The sequence below is a fragment of the Erwinia sp. AC075 genome (genome assembly GCF_979253995.1).
Genome location: NZ_CEEDEU010000001.1, coordinates 1,057,481 through 1,072,257, shown reverse-complemented (window position 1 = coordinate 1,072,257; position 14,777 = coordinate 1,057,481). Strand labels below are relative to the sequence as shown.

The window sequence follows — 14,777 nt, the reverse complement described above, 5'->3', positions numbered from 1 at the left end:
ACTGCATCTTCTTACTGGCGGCACTGTTCTCTGATGTATTGTTTAAGTCCAGCTATTTCCTTCCAAGCTCAATCAGTCTGATCCCAGTACGGTCAATGTTGCACTGACCAAGCAGGCCGAACAGTTCAGCATTCAATGACACGCTGTCGCCAAACGTCATGCTCTCTGGCACCTCTGGCACATCAATCGGTCCTGTCAGTTCTGCTGGCAGGTTGAGCTGCGGCTGCTTTATTGTCCGGTATTCCACCTGCGGTTTTTGCTGCGTCGCGCAACCGGTCAGCAGCATCAGCGGGAACAGTAGCAGCAGCGCACTTGTCCGACGCGAGATAACGTTTGATTTCACTCTGAAGCTTCCTGTTCTGCTGTGCTGTTACTGCCCGTTGCTCAGTGACCTGAGACATGACGCTGTTCTGCTGCTTTACAGATTCAACCAGGTCTTTAACGCTGTCCGCTAAACCGTCATTCTTTGAACGGAGATCGTTAATCTGGTCGTCTTTGCTGTTAGCCAGCTTTTCAAGTCGATCATTGGTAGCTGTCAGCTGAGAGTTGCGGGCATTAAGCCCCCACAGAGCCACGCAGATGAGGCCAATAACGATGATGTGCGAGTAATTTCTGAGTCCGGCGATGATGTTCATGTTTTGAATAGCTCCCTTTCTCTCTTGCGGCGTGGCAATAGCAGGTCAGGGATGTTGCCTGCTCTCTTCCACTGCAAGAACTGATCTGCAGCGCCATCGTAATCACCGGCATTCAGCTTCTTCAGCAAAGTGGAGTTTTCAAAGGCCGACTTGCCCACGTTAAATACGAAGCTGCAAAGCGCGTCATACTGGCTTTGGGTCAGTGGCACTTTCACCGATTTGCCGATGGATGATTCCACCCAGGCAAGGTCAATCAGTAGTAAGGCCGTTGACTGATTCTGAGTGATCGTCATGCCACGTGTGATCGGCTTCCCACCTACCGCGCCAGTGTGACCGACACCAATAGTCAGGACGCCTACCGAATCAGCATAAGCAGTTAGCTTCTCGCCCTCTTCACGCTTGATAAACGCAACGCCAAAATCACTGAGCTTCATCGGCCCCTCCAAATTTCTTATCTGTCAGTTTCCTGAAGCGGAACGAGATGTAGTCGATTCCGATGAAACCAATAAGGATTGCGGCCACCCAGGCGAAGTCGTCACCAATCTTCCATCCGAAGATAGACATGATGACCTGAAGAGTTGGTTTGACGAAGAAGGCAAAGATGCTGCACATAGCGGCGTCCATCAGTCGGCGCGGCCAGGTGTCTTTCCCGAAATATGAAGCCCTCAGCAGCGCCATTGCACCAGCCAGAGCGGCATATCCTGATTCGTTTCTGTGAGCATAAAGCCAGGCTATCAGGCTCGCCCAGTAGCCCGGATCTTTATCTGGCATTCGTTTCATTTCCACCCCCGAATAAGGGGACTTGTCCAATTTAGGAATTGGTTACATTGTGAACTGAACAAGTCCGGGTAAACTTTCATCTGTCGAGATAGAAAGCACCGCCTTGCCATTGGGGTAGTCAACCGAGAAAGTCCGCCACTGTGCGGATTTTTTGCATTTAAAAAGCGCCGTCCCGACTACACACAGGAAAGGTTTTGATTGATTCGGGCGACGCTAAAACGTGAAAAGGCCACCGGAGTGAACCTTTGAATAGTTAAGATGCCTTACAAATCCCTGAATACGATCTTTATCAACAGCTTACAAATGTGATTAAATAGCCCTCACATTAATAGCGTTAATCTTAAGATGAGCATCATATGTCAGATGTGGATAAGCCAGGAAAACTAATCTGGCACGTAGCTTGTGACGAATCAGGTATTGATGGTCAGCGATATTACGGATTTGGCAGTCTCTGGATGAAGTATCAGCGACGGGGTGACTTTTCTAGAATTGTTCGTGAACTGCGAGAAAAGCACAGCTATTTTCAAGAGATTAAATGGCAAAAAGCCAACTCTAAAAAATACGCTGATTTTCATATGGAGTTGATAAATCTATTTTTTAGTCATCAATGGCTAGCCTTCCACTGTATCGTTGTCGAGAAGTCAATGGTCAACAAAAGCTTACACAACAACGACTACGATCTAGCAATGAGAAAGCATTTCACAAAGCTGATTTCTACCAAAGTTAGTGATGTCATAAGGGCTCATCCACAAAGAGACTGCTCATTTCGTGTTGAGGTAGACCCCATTGCCTCTCGATACAAAAAAGCCGATGAAGCCTTTCATGTGATAGCTAACAACGTATTGAATCGCAAATTTGGCCAAAAAGAAATTATCAGCTCTGTGGTTGTCAAAGACTCAAAATCTTCAGAGAACATACAAATCTCTGATTTTTTATTGGGTGCGGTGATGAGCGGCTATCAGGGAAAGATAACGTCCGATGTTAAAGTGGCCTTATCGAATGAGGTAGCACGTCACTTAGGATGGAACTCACTGAGTTATGATACCTGGCCAAAAGAAAGGAAGTTTAACATTTGGCTTTTCTATGACAAAACGCTCAAGGATAGAGACATCGAAACGAAGCCAGTAAAACTGTTAACACCTTTGCCGGCAAGAAAATCATAACAGCTTCAGAAGCAGTGCCGACCTCTCAGCCGACTCGGTTGGAGTTCCAGGCCTAAGCCGAAGTTACCAACTTGGCGGTTTGTATCTGGGAGCCGCCTCTTCATTCCCAAAATCTTTGATAACATAGCTTAACGCTAAATTTCAGCCTACGTCAAACTATCAGTGTGACATGTCACGGGATACAAAAACAAAAAACCCCGCCGAAGCGAGGTTTAAATGTTTAAGCTGTGTGACGTCGTAACCACTCTTAGCACAATACCAGGCAATTTTCGTAACGAATAGCCCCTAAGCAACTTTTTTAATAATAATTTTGTGCGTCCATTGATCCATTTCCAGATCCGCGCCCGTCATGAGAATGCAGGCATCGATAAACGTCTCCGCAATCATCAGCTGCTGCCTTATTTTTCCTTCAGAGCAATTTCGCCACCGGGCAATAGTGGACTTTGATACATCGTACATGTAATGCAGCATGACCAGTTCCATCTCATCTGGTCGCTTAGCCTTTGCCAACATTCCAACAGCCTTGTCGATAATCATGCCGTCATTATCGCTGCATGACAGACGTGCTTTAGTGGTAATGGGGATAAGGCTTTTAAACATCCCACTCGTGGGAGACCAGCCGACTTGGCTACCCTCATTAGCTGCCCATCCACCCCAGCGCTCAAGTACCAGTTGAATATCACGCATTATGCTGCCCCTTTTGAATATCTGCGGTTGTTGTTGGTTTGCTGCTGCTGTGGCTCTATGCATCGTTCCTGAGCCTCAGCCTGGTCGATATCGTGGAAGTGTCCGTTATAGAATCGGCGGTAAACCGTTCCCAGCGATCCATTGCGGTTTTTGGTGATGTTGATTTCAGCAATGCCACGCGCTGGCGACTCAGGGTCATAGACCTCATCCCGATAGAGCATCATGATGATGTCCGCATCAGCTTCAATTTCACCGGAGTCTTTCAAATCCGCATTGACTGGCCGCTTGTTATGGCGCTGCTCAACGCTGCGTGATAACTGGCTTAATGCGACTACTGGCGTGCGCATTGTCTTTGCCAGCGATTTAAGCCCCTTCGAAACCTCCCCGACAGCAAGGTCATGCCGACTGTTGCTTTTAAGCTGTATCAGTCTGAGATAGTCGATACCCACCAGCACAGTTTCTGGATGCTGCTGTTTATGATTGATGGCGATCTGCTTAATTTGCTCGACGTTTAGGTCGGTAGCATCAACAATCCAGATTGGACGGCCGGTCATTAGGGCGATGCCGTGAGAAATTCGAGCCCAGTCTTCATCACCCAGCGCATCAGCCGATTTGAGTTTTGACGTTGAGAAGCCACCAGCTGCGGATACATGGCGTTCTGCAATCTGGATATCACTCATCTCCATGCTGAAGAAAAGCACCCCGCCGCCTTCTGCGGACACTTTGTCGATGATATCCAGCATCATCTCCGTTTTGCCCATCGATGGCCTTGCAGCCAACAGAATCAGGTCTGTCTGGTCAAATCCGCCCGTAATTGTGTCCAGGGATTCAATTCCACTAAGGACCGTTCTGCCTTCACTGCTGCCGTTTACTTTGTCATCCAGGCGGCTGATAACAGCAGGCAACAGGTCATCCAGCGGCACAGGCCGTACAGCCCTGTCATCCGTCTGTATTGCTGACACCAGAGCCTTAACCTCTTCCAGTGCGGCAATGCCAATATCGCTGTTTGCGGCTGTGGCCAGTCGGTCCATAGCCTGATTGAGGGCAGCCTGACCATCGCGCAGAGATGCGAAGCGCTTAAGCTGTATGACGTAGGAGTTAAGCGATCCCGGTGCCCAGGTCTTGCGCCCGGACTCATCGATCAGGGCAACGTGTTGGGGGAGCTGTTCTCCGAGTAAAATGGGATCAATCAGCCCCTTGCTTCTGGCCTGGGCACAAATTCCCTGGAATATTTCCCGGTATTGCCATACATCGAATGCTTTTGCCGGAAGTGATGAAATGACGTTCATCACGTCATTGTCCGCCCCACGCAATAACATGGCGCCAATTACAGCGCCTTCCATATCCTCATCACGCCAGACTTTGCTCATGCTGCTGAAACTCCCTTCTGCCCGCGGTAGCTGGACCAGTCAAAAATCAGTGTTGCGCCATCACCTTCCACCATGCGATCGGTAAGACGCTCACCAATGGCATCTGAAATTTCATGCGGGGTTAAATTGCTAATCAGGATGGTTGGCAACATGCGCTCATACCGGGTATTCATGATGTCAAACAGAGTGATCATTTCGGAATCGCTGCCGTACTGAATGCCCACTTCATCGATAATCAGGAGGTCACGACTGGTGTAATAGTCGATAACTGCTTCCTCCTTGCTCTCACTCTCTTTGCCCCATGTGCTTCGGACAGCGCGAACAATCCGCATCACTGATGTGAGCAGTACGGTGCTGTGATGATTGCGGATCACGTCTTTAGCCAATGCAATTGCCAGATGGTTTTTGCCGGTTCCCGGTTTACCGCACAGGATGAGGCTGGTGCCGTTCTCAAGCATCTGCGGCCAGGCAGCTGCGTACTGCTGCATCAAATCCAGATTGTTTTCCGCGTTCGCGTTTACCGGCTGATAATTACTGAACTCACAACCAGTGAAGCGCGGGGTGATGTTGGCGTTTTCAATAAGCATGCCGACCACCAGCTTGTCCTTCTGCGAGGAAACAGCGTTGATTTCTTCGCGGAGACAGCCAGGGCAGCGTGTCCGTTTTTCTGATACCCGGCCAGCGTATTCAGTCCAGATCCGCAGTTGCTCAAATTCACCGTGAGCCTTGCAGTTAGCATCCAGCGTTTCTTTATGGTCGAAGCATTTATCGATGGCCGGCACTTTGCCACCTGCGAAATCCAGCTCTTCCTGCAGGTTGCCCAACTGAGCATTCAGGGACGCAATTTCACGATTATGGTTGTTATGGATCATTGGTTTCCCCTTCCCCATGATGGGTTTTCAGTTTGTCCGTAGACGCGACCATTGAAGCCACTGTGGCGCTGCTGTGAGTTTTTCTGGCGCACAGCTGCAGGTGGAGCTTCCCACTGCTCATCGAAGTGACGGTCCGGACCGAAGAACGTTGCGGCCTGTTTGACGTACTCGGTGCCGGATTTACCTGTAGCGTTCACAAAGGCTGAGTAACGCTGTACGCCCGCCAACATAGTCGCTGGCTTAACTCCAGATTTGGTGCGGGTAGTCCATGCCTTCCAGGCTGCTGATTTGTTATTGCTGCCTGCCCGTTTTGGGTAGCTCTGCCAGGCTTGTTCAAATTCAGGTGAATATTCCTGAGAAGACCGCTTTGCAGGTGTACGGGCTTCAGCCTGTGCACCAATATCTTGTGATTCTTTTTTTGAATTTACTTGTGGATCATGTTTTGAATTTACTTGTGGATCTGGGGCCAGATTCTGACGGGTGAAAACACCTTTTTTGCCAGAATCTGAAGGGTGAAAACCGTCTAAAGGTTCAGATTCTGACGGTTCAGGATTTGAAGGTTCAGAATCTGAATGGTGAGAATAAGCCTTTTCTCTGAGCTGTTTTTTTATCGCTATAACCTTGTCACTCTCAATTCGCGCCAACTTCTCAAGACGTTCTGCATTCAGGTGATACAGGTTCGAGGTATTGCGATTACCTTTCCGGCGCGATTCACGGCGCAACCAGCCCGCAGTCTCAAGCTCTGAAATTGCCGTTCGTACAGTGCTTTCCCCAAGACCCAACTGTCGACAGATAGTTTCCACGCTCGGATAGCTCACACCATCATCGTTAGAGTAATCAGCCAGGCGGGCCATAATCATCAGCTTCGCACCTTTGATGTCATGTGCAGCGCAGGCGTCCCAAACATTGCCAAGAATTTTGCTGCTCATGGCTGGGCCTCCGGTGCTTGGGTAGCACGAAATACAAGTTTTTCTTTTTTAATTGGTGGTTTCAGAAGGAATGTTTCTGATGCTTTTTCAATTGCTATTGCCAATCGTGGGGATGCATTACGATATCCGTATGCGACCAAGTTTAGGTAACCGACTGTGGTTCCGGATTTTTTTGCCAGTTCAAGCCATTCTGCTGAAGTAGCTGCTCTACGCCAACTGAGAAGTTGATTGTTCATGCCTTCCTCCTTTTTCACGTAATTTACCTTTTTGATAAATAAATGGCAATTGAATTTATCATCCGTTTTATTTATCATAATGATAAATAATTGAGGTGATTGGTAAATGGACATAAAAGAGATAAGGCGTCGCAATCTTCGAGCTTTGATGCAGTACTATCTGATTGATGTGCCCGGCTCTGGTAAGGCTGGTTTTGCTGATGAAATAGGAGTTCCTCCATCCCAGCTTAGCCAGTTAACCAGTGAAAATCCGTCGAGGAATATAGGGGATGCTTTATCAAGGCGAATTGAAATGAACCTTCGCCTACCTCATGCATGGATGGATTCGCCTAGATGGGGAGATATTGAAAGTAGATTGGCTGCTCAGAGAAGCCCGGCTGGAGGATGGTTAGAGCATATCGCAGGTGAGGGAGACGTTTCCCCGAAGGATAAAAACTTGGGCAATCCCCATAAGTACCTCATATCCAAAGAGATTGCAGATGATGATGATAAAAGATATACGTTAGAGGTTCTTAGCACCGAGTTCAGCTGTGGACATGGTTATTTGAATACGGAACACCCCGAGGTGATCCGCTCTATCGAACTTGAGCCCGAAGAGGCTCGCCGGATGTTTGGTGGGCGAAAAGCATCAGCATTGAAGATTGCTACAGCTATGGGCGATAGCATGCTGGGCAGCATAGTGCCGGGTGAATTAGTCGTCCTCGACATAACCGTTGATCGATTTGTAGGTGATGGGATATACGCATTTGTTTATGGCGATAACTTTCACATTAAAAGACTTCAGCTCTTAAAAGACAGGCTCATAGTGATTAGCGACAACACCTCTTATGATAGATGGGAGGTAACTGATTTGGATGAAGAACTGTTCCATATTCAAGGACTGGTAATTGGAAAATGGCAAATGTCCTACACCCGACTTGGTTAATAAACAACCTTACCTTAAACCGCTATCTTAGCGGTTTTTTTATGCCTGCGATAAAATATTTTACCTTAAATTACAGGAAGATAAATACTAATTAATCAATTTGGTAAATTTGTTCTTTACCAAAGTTTATCATTGAGATAAATTCACCTCATCGGCAGACAATGGAGCTAGTGAGATGACAATTAAAACCTTCTATCAACTTGTAGACATCCCTGATTATAAATGCAGCAATGATGAAGAATCCAATATCGATTATTCATCTGTGGCAACTGACTGCAATACTAAAACCATTTCCATCCTACAGGCTATTTTTCACATGAGTGAGAAAACTGCTTCATTGGCCCAATCCAAAAAGGTTGATGTGGATAATATCAGCCAACTGTGCGGCATAATTTCAGACTTATCTGAACTTGCAATTGCCACTAATAAAATTTCTGAATCTGCGAATTACTCTTGCGCCTATAAGGATGCGAAAAATGCCAAATGAAATTACTTCGCATCAGGCGGAAGAAATGGCTTTCCAGGCTGAAATTATTTGCGCTCTGTTGGAAGATACGCCAAATAGAATGACCGACACAGAAGTGTCAGCAATTGCATCCCTGTTAAAGAAGCTTACAGGAAGCGTAGCGGCATATTTGATTGAAGTTAACTCCACTAAAAATTAATTAACTAATCATTAATTACGGCGCATGCGCTGGGGATAACTGCAGCCAATTTTCAGCCTTGAGGAAGAAACATGACAAATCTTGTGGCAGTAGATAAATGCCCGAACAGTCTGACCCACAGCGTCTTCATCTCTGCGGATTCGAACGGCGTTCACATGAGCCGCGCCGCAGACACCGCCAGGGCTGCGGCTAAGTATGCCAGCCAATAGAGCGATGAATATCATCGGATTCTGCACAGCCATCTTGCGAAAGCAGATCCTAAGCTGGCGGCTCGTTTCAGCGCACTCATTATTGAATTAACAACAATGACTGACGCAACTCTGGAAAATGTAAGGTTCAGGAAATGATGAAAATTACAAAAAATCAAAATTATCGTTGTGCAGTTATTTTGCATAAAGCCGGATATGACGTTCTGGCTAACCTTTTCCTTCGTGCAGCTTATGGAGTGAAGTGATGATAACGAATAACGAAATACTCACCTGTGAAGCCTCATCATTTTCAGATGAGTTAACAGAATTACTTGAGCTTCTGTTCGAAAGAGGATGCAGCGGAATCGAACCTGCACACAACCTTTTGGGATTGGCTTACGGTATTTCTTCAAAGATTCAAACTTATTTGCATAGCGCAGAGAAGCAGGAAGAGGCAGAAGAAAATGCAAAGCGTAATTGAGCGCAACCGGACCCGACTGGTTAATACATATCTGGCGGAACTGGTGCGGAAAACTGGTTCTATGACCGCTGTAGCTCATTTGCCAGACGGTTCAATGACAACAGTTCTGCTGGATGTCGAAATTTTAACTAAGGCGCTTATCAAGCTATTTGAAAATGCGGTGCATAAATCTTTATCGGGAAATGATGCTGACCGCGAAATAGCGGTGACCTATGGCGATTGCGTGAAAATTAAATCAGGCAGGTTATCGGATATTGGTGTGGGTTTTATGTCGGCGCTTATTTCGAATTTGGTTGAGCAGGCATTTGCCGAGAGAGGCGGTAAATGACGATCACCACCCTACGCGCTCCAGAGTGGGTGATCACCCAAGCCAGCAAGGTTTTGGAGCGTTACAGGAAGCAACGGGTATTCGCCAGGCGCATGTATGCCACTCGATGGTTGAGCCTCACGGTAAATCCCCGCTGGCGGCTCCTGTCGAAGAACGGCGGCAAAGACTGGCAGCTCATGAGTCACGAAAAGTATTCATCGGAGATTAATAAAAAATGAATGACTTCAGAAATTTGTCAGTGCGCGAATTGGTCAAGCGTCTAAAGGCACTGAAAGACCGTCCTGAGTGCAACTTCAATCCCCCTGCGTGGATGCTGGATGAGTCTCGTACCGAGAGCGACACCCTTACGCCTGAGGAGCAGCAGGAGTGGGCTGAGTGCGTCTGTAAGTCGATGCGTTCCATAGTTGCCTCAACCTTCCTGATTGAGTGCGTAGATCGCTGGGGAACCCGAGAGGGTGAACGAGTTTTTAAGTGCGGGAATACATCGCTTGGACTTACTCAGGCATTGATTGAAAACGTCCTGATCGTTCATGTCGAGGCACCCTTAATGGAACATCATCAGGACCAAAGATACTTGGCAGTCTTTCAATTTTATCAGGCGAATGAAGAACGCCGGGCCACCGATGGCTATTCCTGGTTCAGTGACTTTCTTGATGGCGTGTTCGTGGATGTTGCAAGCCGGATCGTCGGCGGCGAACAGTCAGAGCAACCAACTTTTCACTGAGGGACAAGAGCATGACAACTAAAAATGAACTGGCGACTGTTGCCGCGCGTGAATTGCAGGTGATTGAGTACCGCGGGCAACGTGTTGTAACAACGGAGCAGCTGGCGGCTGGTTATGGCACTGCCCCAATACGTATTCAGCAGAACCACATTCGCAATGAAAGTCGTTTTGAGGAAGGTAAACACTTTTTCAAAGTGAACGGACCTGAGCTGAAGTCACTCCGACTATCTTTTGGCGAGTCGGTTAATAAGCATACAACCTCATTGGTCCTCTGGACCGAACGCGGTGCGGCCAACCACGCGAAGATGCTCGAAACGGATCAGGCGTGGGGCTATCACGATGACCTAGTTGAATTCTATTTTACCCGGCGTGATGCGATTGCCTCGCCCGTTGACGCCATGCGCCTATTGAACGACCCCACCACCCTGCGTGGCCTTCTGATGAACTACTCAGAGGATAATCAGCGCCTGACAGGTGAAAACCAGCATCTCAGCGCCACCGTTGACAGTCTTGAAAAGCATCTCACCAAAGGCATGACGATCCCGGCGTTCTGCAAAGGCCTGAACGGCGTCAATGTAAGCAAAATGATGTGGTGGGCACATGAACGTGAATGGGTTTTCAACGAGCAGCGTGACCCAGAAAAAGACCCTCGGTGGCGAGTGGCCTCTTACGCACGGGACAAGTATCTAACAGAAGAGAAAACTCAGGTGACACCCCACGGCATGGAGTCTTTCATCCGATTCTCGCCTGTACTCCTGGAGAAGGGCTGCAACCGTCTTTACCAGCTGTATATGAAGGGTGATTTGCCGATGAAGAAATCATGGAATGGTGAGTACAACCATGACAAAGCAATTTACAACACGGGGCTGCCGGTATGATTAACGATCCGCTTGTAAGGTCACTGGAATACGTTTCTCAGGCGTACCTTATCCACCTTATATCTATGCACCGTCGGCCAGTGTTCAGGCATGAGAATGGGGATATCGCGGTAAACCTTTACGCACTCGGGGCTTTTATTGATGGCTACCTGGCTGAGCGCTACCCACCTGCCCAGCGCGCGACCAGATATCTTTCGCTAATAGATTTCGACGGGATGTCAGTTGCCCAGTCAAATCTTCTGGCCGATTGGGGGCCGGTAGCAATGCTGAAGCCACGCGGGATCAGATACCTCAATGCGATGTTCAAGCGATATGGGGAAATGATCCAGGAGCTTGGCGGCGAGGAGAAAGCTACCCAGTGGTTAGAGGAAAGAAACAAATGACTGATATCAACGTATTCGCACTGGCTCAGGTTATCAAAGCTGCGGGTGGCGATCTAAGCGAGGTAACTGATGCCATATGGGCTGCAGGTTATCGTAGGCCAATAAAATCAGTAGATAAAGAAGTGGCAAATGCTCTTGAGATAATCAGTGGCTATCAGGGGGCCGATTTACCTTGGGAAAGCTGGCCAAAAAATTTACAAGGCATTCTGATTAGTGAACTGAACGAGTGGGTTTCGGAATGCATGGTTGGTTGCAATGCTAATGCAGTCCAGCTGGCAATTTTCCTTATTGGTGAGTGCCAATATTCTTTGAAGGAGACTCCCTGTGCCGGTGATGAAGAGAGTATCTAAAGACAGACTGGTAGACATCAACGACACGCTGGTTAAGGCCAGCGTAAAAATCGACGATGGTTGTGACTGGTCAAATTATCTCGCCTGGCAGATGAAATCAAACTACCGGCGCAGCAGCGGTATTCATGAACCACCACCCGTGCGGCCAAAGATGGCGCCAGTGAAGATTGAACCGATGAAAAAGCGCCGTAAACGTAGCTACCGGGTAGTTGAGCAAGCGATAGGAGCAGTGTGATGGGTAACAACGATGAAATCATGCGCACCAGCGATGTGCTGGCACGCTATAAAATTTCCCGGAGCACTCTATATTTCTGGAGCACTCCAGAGAGGATGCCTGCGAGTTTCAAATGCCCTTTCCCGCGGCCAACGATCGCGGGAAGTCCAAAGCGCTGGCGCAAGTCCGACATCCTCAAGTGGGAAGACGAGGTCAGTTCGCTTAAAGAGGATGCCCAATAACTATTGCCAGGTGCTGATGCCAGATATTCAACCACTCATGCTGATCGTTAAGATAGTCATGTAGGTTGTACCTGGCCATCACACCGGCCATTTGGTGACCCAGCAGTTTCTCGATGACATGTGGCGGAGCCCCAAGCTCCGATAATCTGGTTGCAACAGTGCGGCGAAGGTCATGCAATGTCCAAGGGCGCATAAGGGTTTTCTCAACAGCCTGGCTAGCATAGTCAGACACCTGAGGTTGTGAAGGTGGCTTGTCTTCCCTGCCTTTGAAATTTACGGGCGTAAGAACATGCTCAGTAACCGACCATTTTTCGTGCTCTTGAAGCAGGGCTATAACCGGTTCAGTTAGAGCCCTGCGGATGCTTTTACCAGTTTTATAATCATCTGCCGGCACAGTCCAGGTCTTCTCTGTAAGGTCAAACCAATCCCATTTTGATTTCCTGATCTCAGCTGTTCGGCATCCTGTCAGCAGAAGGAATTTTATCACCAGTTGTTGAGATACCGGGAGCAAGGTTAACCCTTCCCAGAGCACTTTTATTTCCTCGTCAGAGAGCTTTCGTTCCTTCATACCGGGGGTAAGCCCCACATCTGATTTGCGCAGTGACTCGATGGGATTGTGGCTGATTACCTCCCTGTTAGAACAAAACCTGAACGCCCTCTTCATCAGGGATAAAACTTCACCCGTAACAACCATTCTGCCCATCTGATCGAAGACTTTGAGCCAGTGCGCCTTTGTTGTCTGGTTTACAATTGCATTTCCAAGCATCGGCTTAATGTGCTTTTCGAAGCTTTGCCGATTAGCCTTGATTTTGACTATCCCTTCAGGCTTGCAATAATATGTCTCCCAGTACGTATAAGCTTGTTCTACCGTGAGAGCCTCTACCTTAACCTGGCGCTCAAGCATCGCCTGCTGACGAGGGTCATATCCTTCACTTATCCAGCTGCGAAATTGTTGCCTGCGCTCCCTTGCTTGTGATAGGGATACAGTTGGATACTCTCCAATACTTAACTGTACCGGCTTGCCTTCCCACCGGTATCGATAGAAAAACGTTACGGCACCGGCTGCGGAAAGTCTTACGTTGAGCCCATGAGCATCTGATATGACCTCGACTTTTTCTCTGCGCCGGCCAAGTGACTTTTTGAGTTTGGTGTCAGTTAGCAATGTGTACACTCCTGTTCGTTATACACATCAGTGTACACAAAAAGCATAAATAGAAGCCATTCAGGATGATGCGAACTAACACGATTTAAACCATAAATTCAATTAAGCACTTGAAATTAATTGAATTTATAAACAGAATTAAACGCTCTTAAACTATCTTTAAGCATTGATTGATGCCACAAGAAGAAAAATAATCACAGAGCCCGGCAATCGTCCGGGCTTTTTGCCCTTTTTTACTGAGAAGCCCGACAATGAATGATGACAACAACAGAGTGCCGCAGGGCGAGATGGTGCTGCGTACGCTAGCCATGCCTGCAGATACCAACGCCAATGGCGATATCTTTGGTGGCTGGCTGATGTCACAAATGGATATGGGTGGTGCGATCCTGGCGAAAGAGATTGCCGGTGGTCGCGTGGTGACCGTGCGGGCCGATGGCATGACCTTTCTGAAGCCGGTTGCCGTTGGCGATGTGGTGAGCTGTCACGCACGTTGCATCCGCACCGGCACCAGCTCGATCACCATCAATATCGAAGTGTGGATCAAGAAAGTCTCTTCTGAACCCATTGGTCAGCGCTACTGCACCACGGAAGCGGTATTTTTCTATGTTGCCGTTGATGGTGCCGGGAAATCGCGTCCGCTGCCTGAAGGGAAAAGCAACTTCAGCTACGTCGAACAGGGTTAAGGTTGTCGGGTTTACCTGTTGATCGGACAACAAAAAGGCGGGTCTCCCCGCCTTTTTCTATTCGATGCTGCTGCCGCCGTTAATCTTGAACACGATATTCATGGTCATGTCTTTGCCCGGCTTATTGGCTTCATAACGCCATTTCTTCATCGCCTGCTTCACTTCACGCTCAAACATATTGCGCGGCTCAGCCGACAGAATGCGAATGTTACCCACCTCACCAGAACTGTCTACGTCGAACTGCACACGCACCCGGCCTTCCATCCGCAGTGCAAAGGCACGTGCGGGATAGGCAGGCTTGCCAACGCTCAGGGCCTTAGGTCCGGTAGAAACCGCTGTGGATGGCGCTGGCGACGTTTTCGGCGCGGTTGAAGGCTTAGGCGCCACCGCCGTCTTCTCGTTGTTGAACGGCGAAGCCTGACGCGGTTCAGTGTGCGGCTTAACCTCTTTCTTCGGTTTTACCACTTCCTTCTTCACCGGTTTAGGCTTGGGCTTCGGCACCGGTTTAGGGATTGGCACCGGCTCAGGCTTCGGCGGTTCTGGTGCAGGTGCAGGTTCAGGCACCGGTTCTGGCTCGGGCTCTGCGACTGGCTCGGGCGCAGGTTGCGGTGCAGGCTGAGGTTCCGGCTGCACTTCAGGTGCGACCAGGGAGACGCTAATCGGCTGAGACGCTTTGGGCACTTCAACAACCTGGTGAAAAGAAGCATAAAGGATCCCCCCAATCACCGCGGCATGCAGTCCTAATGAGAACAGCGTCGGCAGTGAAATACGGCGGGGTAAAGAATGTTCTGCAAGCGTCGTCATAATATTTCTGCTGTTAGTGTTGAAGCGCAATTGTAAATGCAAATAGCAATCAGTTTCAACAACCTCTCGGCTTAACAG

General features: G+C 48.4%; 26 protein-coding genes. 15 read left to right on the top strand and 11 right to left on the bottom strand.

The annotated features are described in order from the left end of the window. Positions 1–52 precede the first annotated feature (52 nt). From lysC to AC0IXH_RS05085, 4 genes are read right to left on the bottom strand one after another with little or no spacing between them, the layout of a single operon-like run. Complete coding sequence (gene lysC / locus AC0IXH_RS05100; protein WP_471720084.1) at positions 53–286, bottom strand: Rz1-like lysis system protein LysC; 234 nt, start codon at positions 284–286, stop codon at positions 53–55. Next, the gene (locus AC0IXH_RS05095; protein WP_471720083.1) at positions 183–635 is read right to left on the bottom strand and encodes an Rz lytic protein; all 453 of its coding nucleotides are present in this window, start codon (positions 633–635) and stop codon (positions 183–185) included. The genes lysC and AC0IXH_RS05095 overlap by 104 nt, the downstream gene beginning before the upstream one ends. Continuing rightward, positions 632–1,069 (bottom strand): lysozyme, encoded by a 438-nt coding sequence (locus AC0IXH_RS05090; protein ID WP_471720082.1) that lies wholly within the window; start codon positions 1,067–1,069, stop codon positions 632–634. Before AC0IXH_RS05090 ends, AC0IXH_RS05095 begins: the two co-directional genes overlap by 4 nt. Then, complete coding sequence (locus tag AC0IXH_RS05085) at positions 1,056–1,406, bottom strand: phage holin, lambda family (protein WP_471720081.1); 351 nt, start codon at positions 1,404–1,406, stop codon at positions 1,056–1,058. The genes AC0IXH_RS05090 and AC0IXH_RS05085 overlap by 14 nt, the downstream gene beginning before the upstream one ends. A 365-nt stretch (positions 1,407–1,771) precedes the next feature. On the opposite strand from AC0IXH_RS05085, the gene AC0IXH_RS05080 reads away from it, so the two are divergent. After that, positions 1,772–2,578, top strand: a complete 807-nt coding sequence (locus AC0IXH_RS05080; protein ID WP_471720080.1) for a DUF3800 domain-containing protein — start codon at positions 1,772–1,774, stop codon at positions 2,576–2,578. 285 nt (positions 2,579–2,863) lie between these two features. On the opposite strand, the gene AC0IXH_RS05075 is transcribed toward AC0IXH_RS05080, so the two are convergent. The 5 genes from AC0IXH_RS05075 to AC0IXH_RS05055 are packed head-to-tail and all read right to left on the bottom strand — an operon-like array spanning position 2,864 to position 6,672. Further along, complete coding sequence (locus tag AC0IXH_RS05075) at positions 2,864–3,265, bottom strand: antiterminator Q family protein (RefSeq protein WP_471720079.1); 402 nt, start codon at positions 3,263–3,265, stop codon at positions 2,864–2,866. After that, positions 3,265–4,635 (bottom strand): replicative DNA helicase, encoded by a 1,371-nt coding sequence (locus AC0IXH_RS05070; RefSeq protein WP_471720078.1) that lies wholly within the window; start codon positions 4,633–4,635, stop codon positions 3,265–3,267. Before AC0IXH_RS05070 ends, AC0IXH_RS05075 begins: the two co-directional genes overlap by 1 nt. Next, positions 4,632–5,507: an ATP-binding protein gene (locus tag AC0IXH_RS05065; protein ID WP_471720077.1), complete on the bottom strand. Its 876-nt coding sequence runs from the start codon at positions 5,505–5,507 to the stop codon at positions 4,632–4,634. Before AC0IXH_RS05065 ends, AC0IXH_RS05070 begins: the two co-directional genes overlap by 4 nt. Beyond that, complete coding sequence (locus tag AC0IXH_RS05060; protein ID WP_471720076.1) at positions 5,504–6,436, bottom strand: helix-turn-helix domain-containing protein; 933 nt, start codon at positions 6,434–6,436, stop codon at positions 5,504–5,506. Before AC0IXH_RS05060 ends, AC0IXH_RS05065 begins: the two co-directional genes overlap by 4 nt. Continuing rightward, entirely contained in the window at positions 6,433–6,672 is a 240-nt protein-coding gene (locus tag AC0IXH_RS05055; RefSeq protein ID WP_471720075.1) for a transcriptional regulator, read from the bottom strand. The genes AC0IXH_RS05060 and AC0IXH_RS05055 overlap by 4 nt, the downstream gene beginning before the upstream one ends. 106 nt (positions 6,673–6,778) lie before the next feature. Here AC0IXH_RS05055 and AC0IXH_RS05050 point away from each other — a divergent pair, with 106 nt between their 5' ends. From AC0IXH_RS05050 to AC0IXH_RS04990, 13 genes are all read left to right on the top strand, one after another. Continuing rightward, positions 6,779–7,597 (top strand): S24 family peptidase, encoded by an 819-nt coding sequence (locus tag AC0IXH_RS05050; RefSeq protein ID WP_471720074.1) that lies wholly within the window; start codon positions 6,779–6,781, stop codon positions 7,595–7,597. Between the two features lie 175 nt (positions 7,598–7,772). Next, on the top strand, positions 7,773–8,084 hold the full coding sequence (locus tag AC0IXH_RS05045; RefSeq protein ID WP_471720073.1) for a hypothetical protein: 312 nt from the start codon (positions 7,773–7,775) through the stop codon (positions 8,082–8,084). After that, on the top strand, positions 8,074–8,262 hold the full coding sequence (locus tag AC0IXH_RS05040; RefSeq protein WP_471720072.1) for a hypothetical protein: 189 nt from the start codon (positions 8,074–8,076) through the stop codon (positions 8,260–8,262). Before AC0IXH_RS05045 ends, AC0IXH_RS05040 begins: the two co-directional genes overlap by 11 nt. A 71-nt stretch (positions 8,263–8,333) precedes the next feature. Continuing rightward, complete coding sequence (locus AC0IXH_RS05035; protein ID WP_471720071.1) at positions 8,334–8,471, top strand: hypothetical protein; 138 nt, start codon at positions 8,334–8,336, stop codon at positions 8,469–8,471. 244 nt (positions 8,472–8,715) lie between these two features. Next, on the top strand, positions 8,716–8,931 hold the full coding sequence (locus AC0IXH_RS05030; protein ID WP_471720070.1) for a hypothetical protein: 216 nt from the start codon (positions 8,716–8,718) through the stop codon (positions 8,929–8,931). Next, positions 8,915–9,259 (top strand): hypothetical protein, encoded by a 345-nt coding sequence (locus tag AC0IXH_RS05025; RefSeq protein WP_471720069.1) that lies wholly within the window; start codon positions 8,915–8,917, stop codon positions 9,257–9,259. The genes AC0IXH_RS05030 and AC0IXH_RS05025 overlap by 17 nt, the downstream gene beginning before the upstream one ends. Continuing rightward, entirely contained in the window at positions 9,256–9,477 is a 222-nt protein-coding gene (locus AC0IXH_RS05020; protein ID WP_471720068.1) for a ParE family toxin-like protein, read from the top strand. The genes AC0IXH_RS05025 and AC0IXH_RS05020 overlap by 4 nt, the downstream gene beginning before the upstream one ends. Next, positions 9,474–9,983, top strand: coding sequence for a hypothetical protein (locus AC0IXH_RS05015; RefSeq protein ID WP_471720067.1), 510 nt, complete (start codon positions 9,474–9,476; stop codon positions 9,981–9,983). Before AC0IXH_RS05020 ends, AC0IXH_RS05015 begins: the two co-directional genes overlap by 4 nt. A gap of 11 nt (positions 9,984–9,994) precedes the next feature. Then, positions 9,995–10,861, top strand: a complete 867-nt coding sequence (locus tag AC0IXH_RS05010; protein ID WP_471720066.1) for an ORF6N domain-containing protein — start codon at positions 9,995–9,997, stop codon at positions 10,859–10,861. Then, a complete protein-coding gene (locus AC0IXH_RS05005; RefSeq protein WP_471720065.1) occupies positions 10,858–11,244 on the top strand; it encodes a hypothetical protein in 387 nt (128 codons plus the stop codon). The genes AC0IXH_RS05010 and AC0IXH_RS05005 overlap by 4 nt, the downstream gene beginning before the upstream one ends. Beyond that, positions 11,241–11,594 carry a hypothetical protein gene (locus tag AC0IXH_RS05000; RefSeq protein ID WP_471720064.1) on the top strand — a complete coding sequence of 118 codons (354 nt, stop codon included), beginning with the start codon at positions 11,241–11,243 and terminating at the stop codon, positions 11,592–11,594. The genes AC0IXH_RS05005 and AC0IXH_RS05000 overlap by 4 nt, the downstream gene beginning before the upstream one ends. Next, a complete protein-coding gene (locus AC0IXH_RS04995) occupies positions 11,578–11,829 on the top strand; it encodes a hypothetical protein (protein ID WP_471720063.1) in 252 nt (83 codons plus the stop codon). The genes AC0IXH_RS05000 and AC0IXH_RS04995 overlap by 17 nt, the downstream gene beginning before the upstream one ends. Then, a complete protein-coding gene (locus AC0IXH_RS04990; RefSeq protein ID WP_471720062.1) occupies positions 11,829–12,050 on the top strand; it encodes a helix-turn-helix transcriptional regulator in 222 nt (73 codons plus the stop codon). Before AC0IXH_RS04995 ends, AC0IXH_RS04990 begins: the two co-directional genes overlap by 1 nt. Here the strand turns inward: AC0IXH_RS04990 and AC0IXH_RS04985 are convergent. Then, on the bottom strand, positions 12,031–13,212 hold the full coding sequence (locus AC0IXH_RS04985) for a tyrosine-type recombinase/integrase (protein WP_471720061.1): 1,182 nt from the start codon (positions 13,210–13,212) through the stop codon (positions 12,031–12,033). The two genes, AC0IXH_RS04990 and AC0IXH_RS04985, sit on opposite strands and share 20 nt — an antisense overlap. A gap of 251 nt (positions 13,213–13,463) precedes the next feature. Between AC0IXH_RS04985 and yciA the strand changes: the two genes are divergently transcribed. After that, a complete protein-coding gene (gene yciA, locus AC0IXH_RS04980) occupies positions 13,464–13,895 on the top strand; it encodes an acyl-CoA thioester hydrolase YciA (protein WP_471720060.1) in 432 nt (143 codons plus the stop codon). A 57-nt stretch (positions 13,896–13,952) separates the two neighbouring features. Here the strand turns inward: yciA and tonB are convergent, their stop codons facing one another. Next, a complete protein-coding gene (gene tonB, locus AC0IXH_RS04975; protein WP_471720059.1) occupies positions 13,953–14,699 on the bottom strand; it encodes a TonB system transport protein TonB in 747 nt (248 codons plus the stop codon). Between the last annotated feature and the right edge of the window lie 78 nt (positions 14,700–14,777).

Bases quoted from the DNA above. Each gene is read 5' to 3' on its own strand.
- AC0IXH_RS05015 (WP_471720067.1), top strand. From the start codon at position 9,474: ATGAATGACTTCAGAAATTTGTCAGTGCGCGAATTGGTCAAGCGTCTA.
- AC0IXH_RS05045 (WP_471720073.1), top strand. From the start codon at position 7,773: ATGACAATTAAAACCTTCTATCAACTTGTAGACATCCCTGATTATAAA.
- AC0IXH_RS05095 (WP_471720083.1), bottom strand. From the start codon at position 635: ATGAACATCATCGCCGGACTCAGAAATTACTCGCACATCATCGTTATT.
- AC0IXH_RS05030 (WP_471720070.1), top strand. From the start codon at position 8,716: ATGATAACGAATAACGAAATACTCACCTGTGAAGCCTCATCATTTTCA.
- AC0IXH_RS05050 (WP_471720074.1), top strand. From the start codon at position 6,779: ATGGACATAAAAGAGATAAGGCGTCGCAATCTTCGAGCTTTGATGCAG.
- AC0IXH_RS05075 (WP_471720079.1), bottom strand. From the start codon at position 3,265: ATGCGTGATATTCAACTGGTACTTGAGCGCTGGGGTGGATGGGCAGCT.
- AC0IXH_RS05080 (WP_471720080.1), top strand. From the start codon at position 1,772: ATGTCAGATGTGGATAAGCCAGGAAAACTAATCTGGCACGTAGCTTGT.
- AC0IXH_RS05025 (WP_471720069.1), top strand. From the start codon at position 8,915: ATGCAAAGCGTAATTGAGCGCAACCGGACCCGACTGGTTAATACATAT.
- AC0IXH_RS04990 (WP_471720062.1), top strand. From the start codon at position 11,829: ATGGGTAACAACGATGAAATCATGCGCACCAGCGATGTGCTGGCACGC.
- tonB (WP_471720059.1), bottom strand. From the start codon at position 14,699: ATGACGACGCTTGCAGAACATTCTTTACCCCGCCGTATTTCACTGCCG.
- AC0IXH_RS05005 (WP_471720065.1), top strand. From the start codon at position 10,858: ATGATTAACGATCCGCTTGTAAGGTCACTGGAATACGTTTCTCAGGCG.
- AC0IXH_RS05085 (WP_471720081.1), bottom strand. From the start codon at position 1,406: ATGCCAGATAAAGATCCGGGCTACTGGGCGAGCCTGATAGCCTGGCTT.
- AC0IXH_RS05035 (WP_471720071.1), top strand. From the start codon at position 8,334: ATGACAAATCTTGTGGCAGTAGATAAATGCCCGAACAGTCTGACCCAC.
- AC0IXH_RS05090 (WP_471720082.1), bottom strand. From the start codon at position 1,069: ATGAAGCTCAGTGATTTTGGCGTTGCGTTTATCAAGCGTGAAGAGGGC.
- yciA (WP_471720060.1), top strand. From the start codon at position 13,464: ATGAATGATGACAACAACAGAGTGCCGCAGGGCGAGATGGTGCTGCGT.
- AC0IXH_RS04995 (WP_471720063.1), top strand. From the start codon at position 11,578: ATGAAGAGAGTATCTAAAGACAGACTGGTAGACATCAACGACACGCTG.
- AC0IXH_RS05060 (WP_471720076.1), bottom strand. From the start codon at position 6,436: ATGAGCAGCAAAATTCTTGGCAATGTTTGGGACGCCTGCGCTGCACAT.
- AC0IXH_RS05040 (WP_471720072.1), top strand. From the start codon at position 8,074: ATGCCAAATGAAATTACTTCGCATCAGGCGGAAGAAATGGCTTTCCAG.
- AC0IXH_RS05000 (WP_471720064.1), top strand. From the start codon at position 11,241: ATGACTGATATCAACGTATTCGCACTGGCTCAGGTTATCAAAGCTGCG.
- AC0IXH_RS05070 (WP_471720078.1), bottom strand. From the start codon at position 4,635: ATGAGCAAAGTCTGGCGTGATGAGGATATGGAAGGCGCTGTAATTGGC.
- AC0IXH_RS05010 (WP_471720066.1), top strand. From the start codon at position 9,995: ATGACAACTAAAAATGAACTGGCGACTGTTGCCGCGCGTGAATTGCAG.
- AC0IXH_RS05065 (WP_471720077.1), bottom strand. From the start codon at position 5,507: ATGATCCATAACAACCATAATCGTGAAATTGCGTCCCTGAATGCTCAG.
- lysC (WP_471720084.1), bottom strand. From the start codon at position 286: ATGCTGCTGACCGGTTGCGCGACGCAGCAAAAACCGCAGGTGGAATAC.
- AC0IXH_RS05055 (WP_471720075.1), bottom strand. From the start codon at position 6,672: ATGAACAATCAACTTCTCAGTTGGCGTAGAGCAGCTACTTCAGCAGAA.
- AC0IXH_RS05020 (WP_471720068.1), top strand. From the start codon at position 9,256: ATGACGATCACCACCCTACGCGCTCCAGAGTGGGTGATCACCCAAGCC.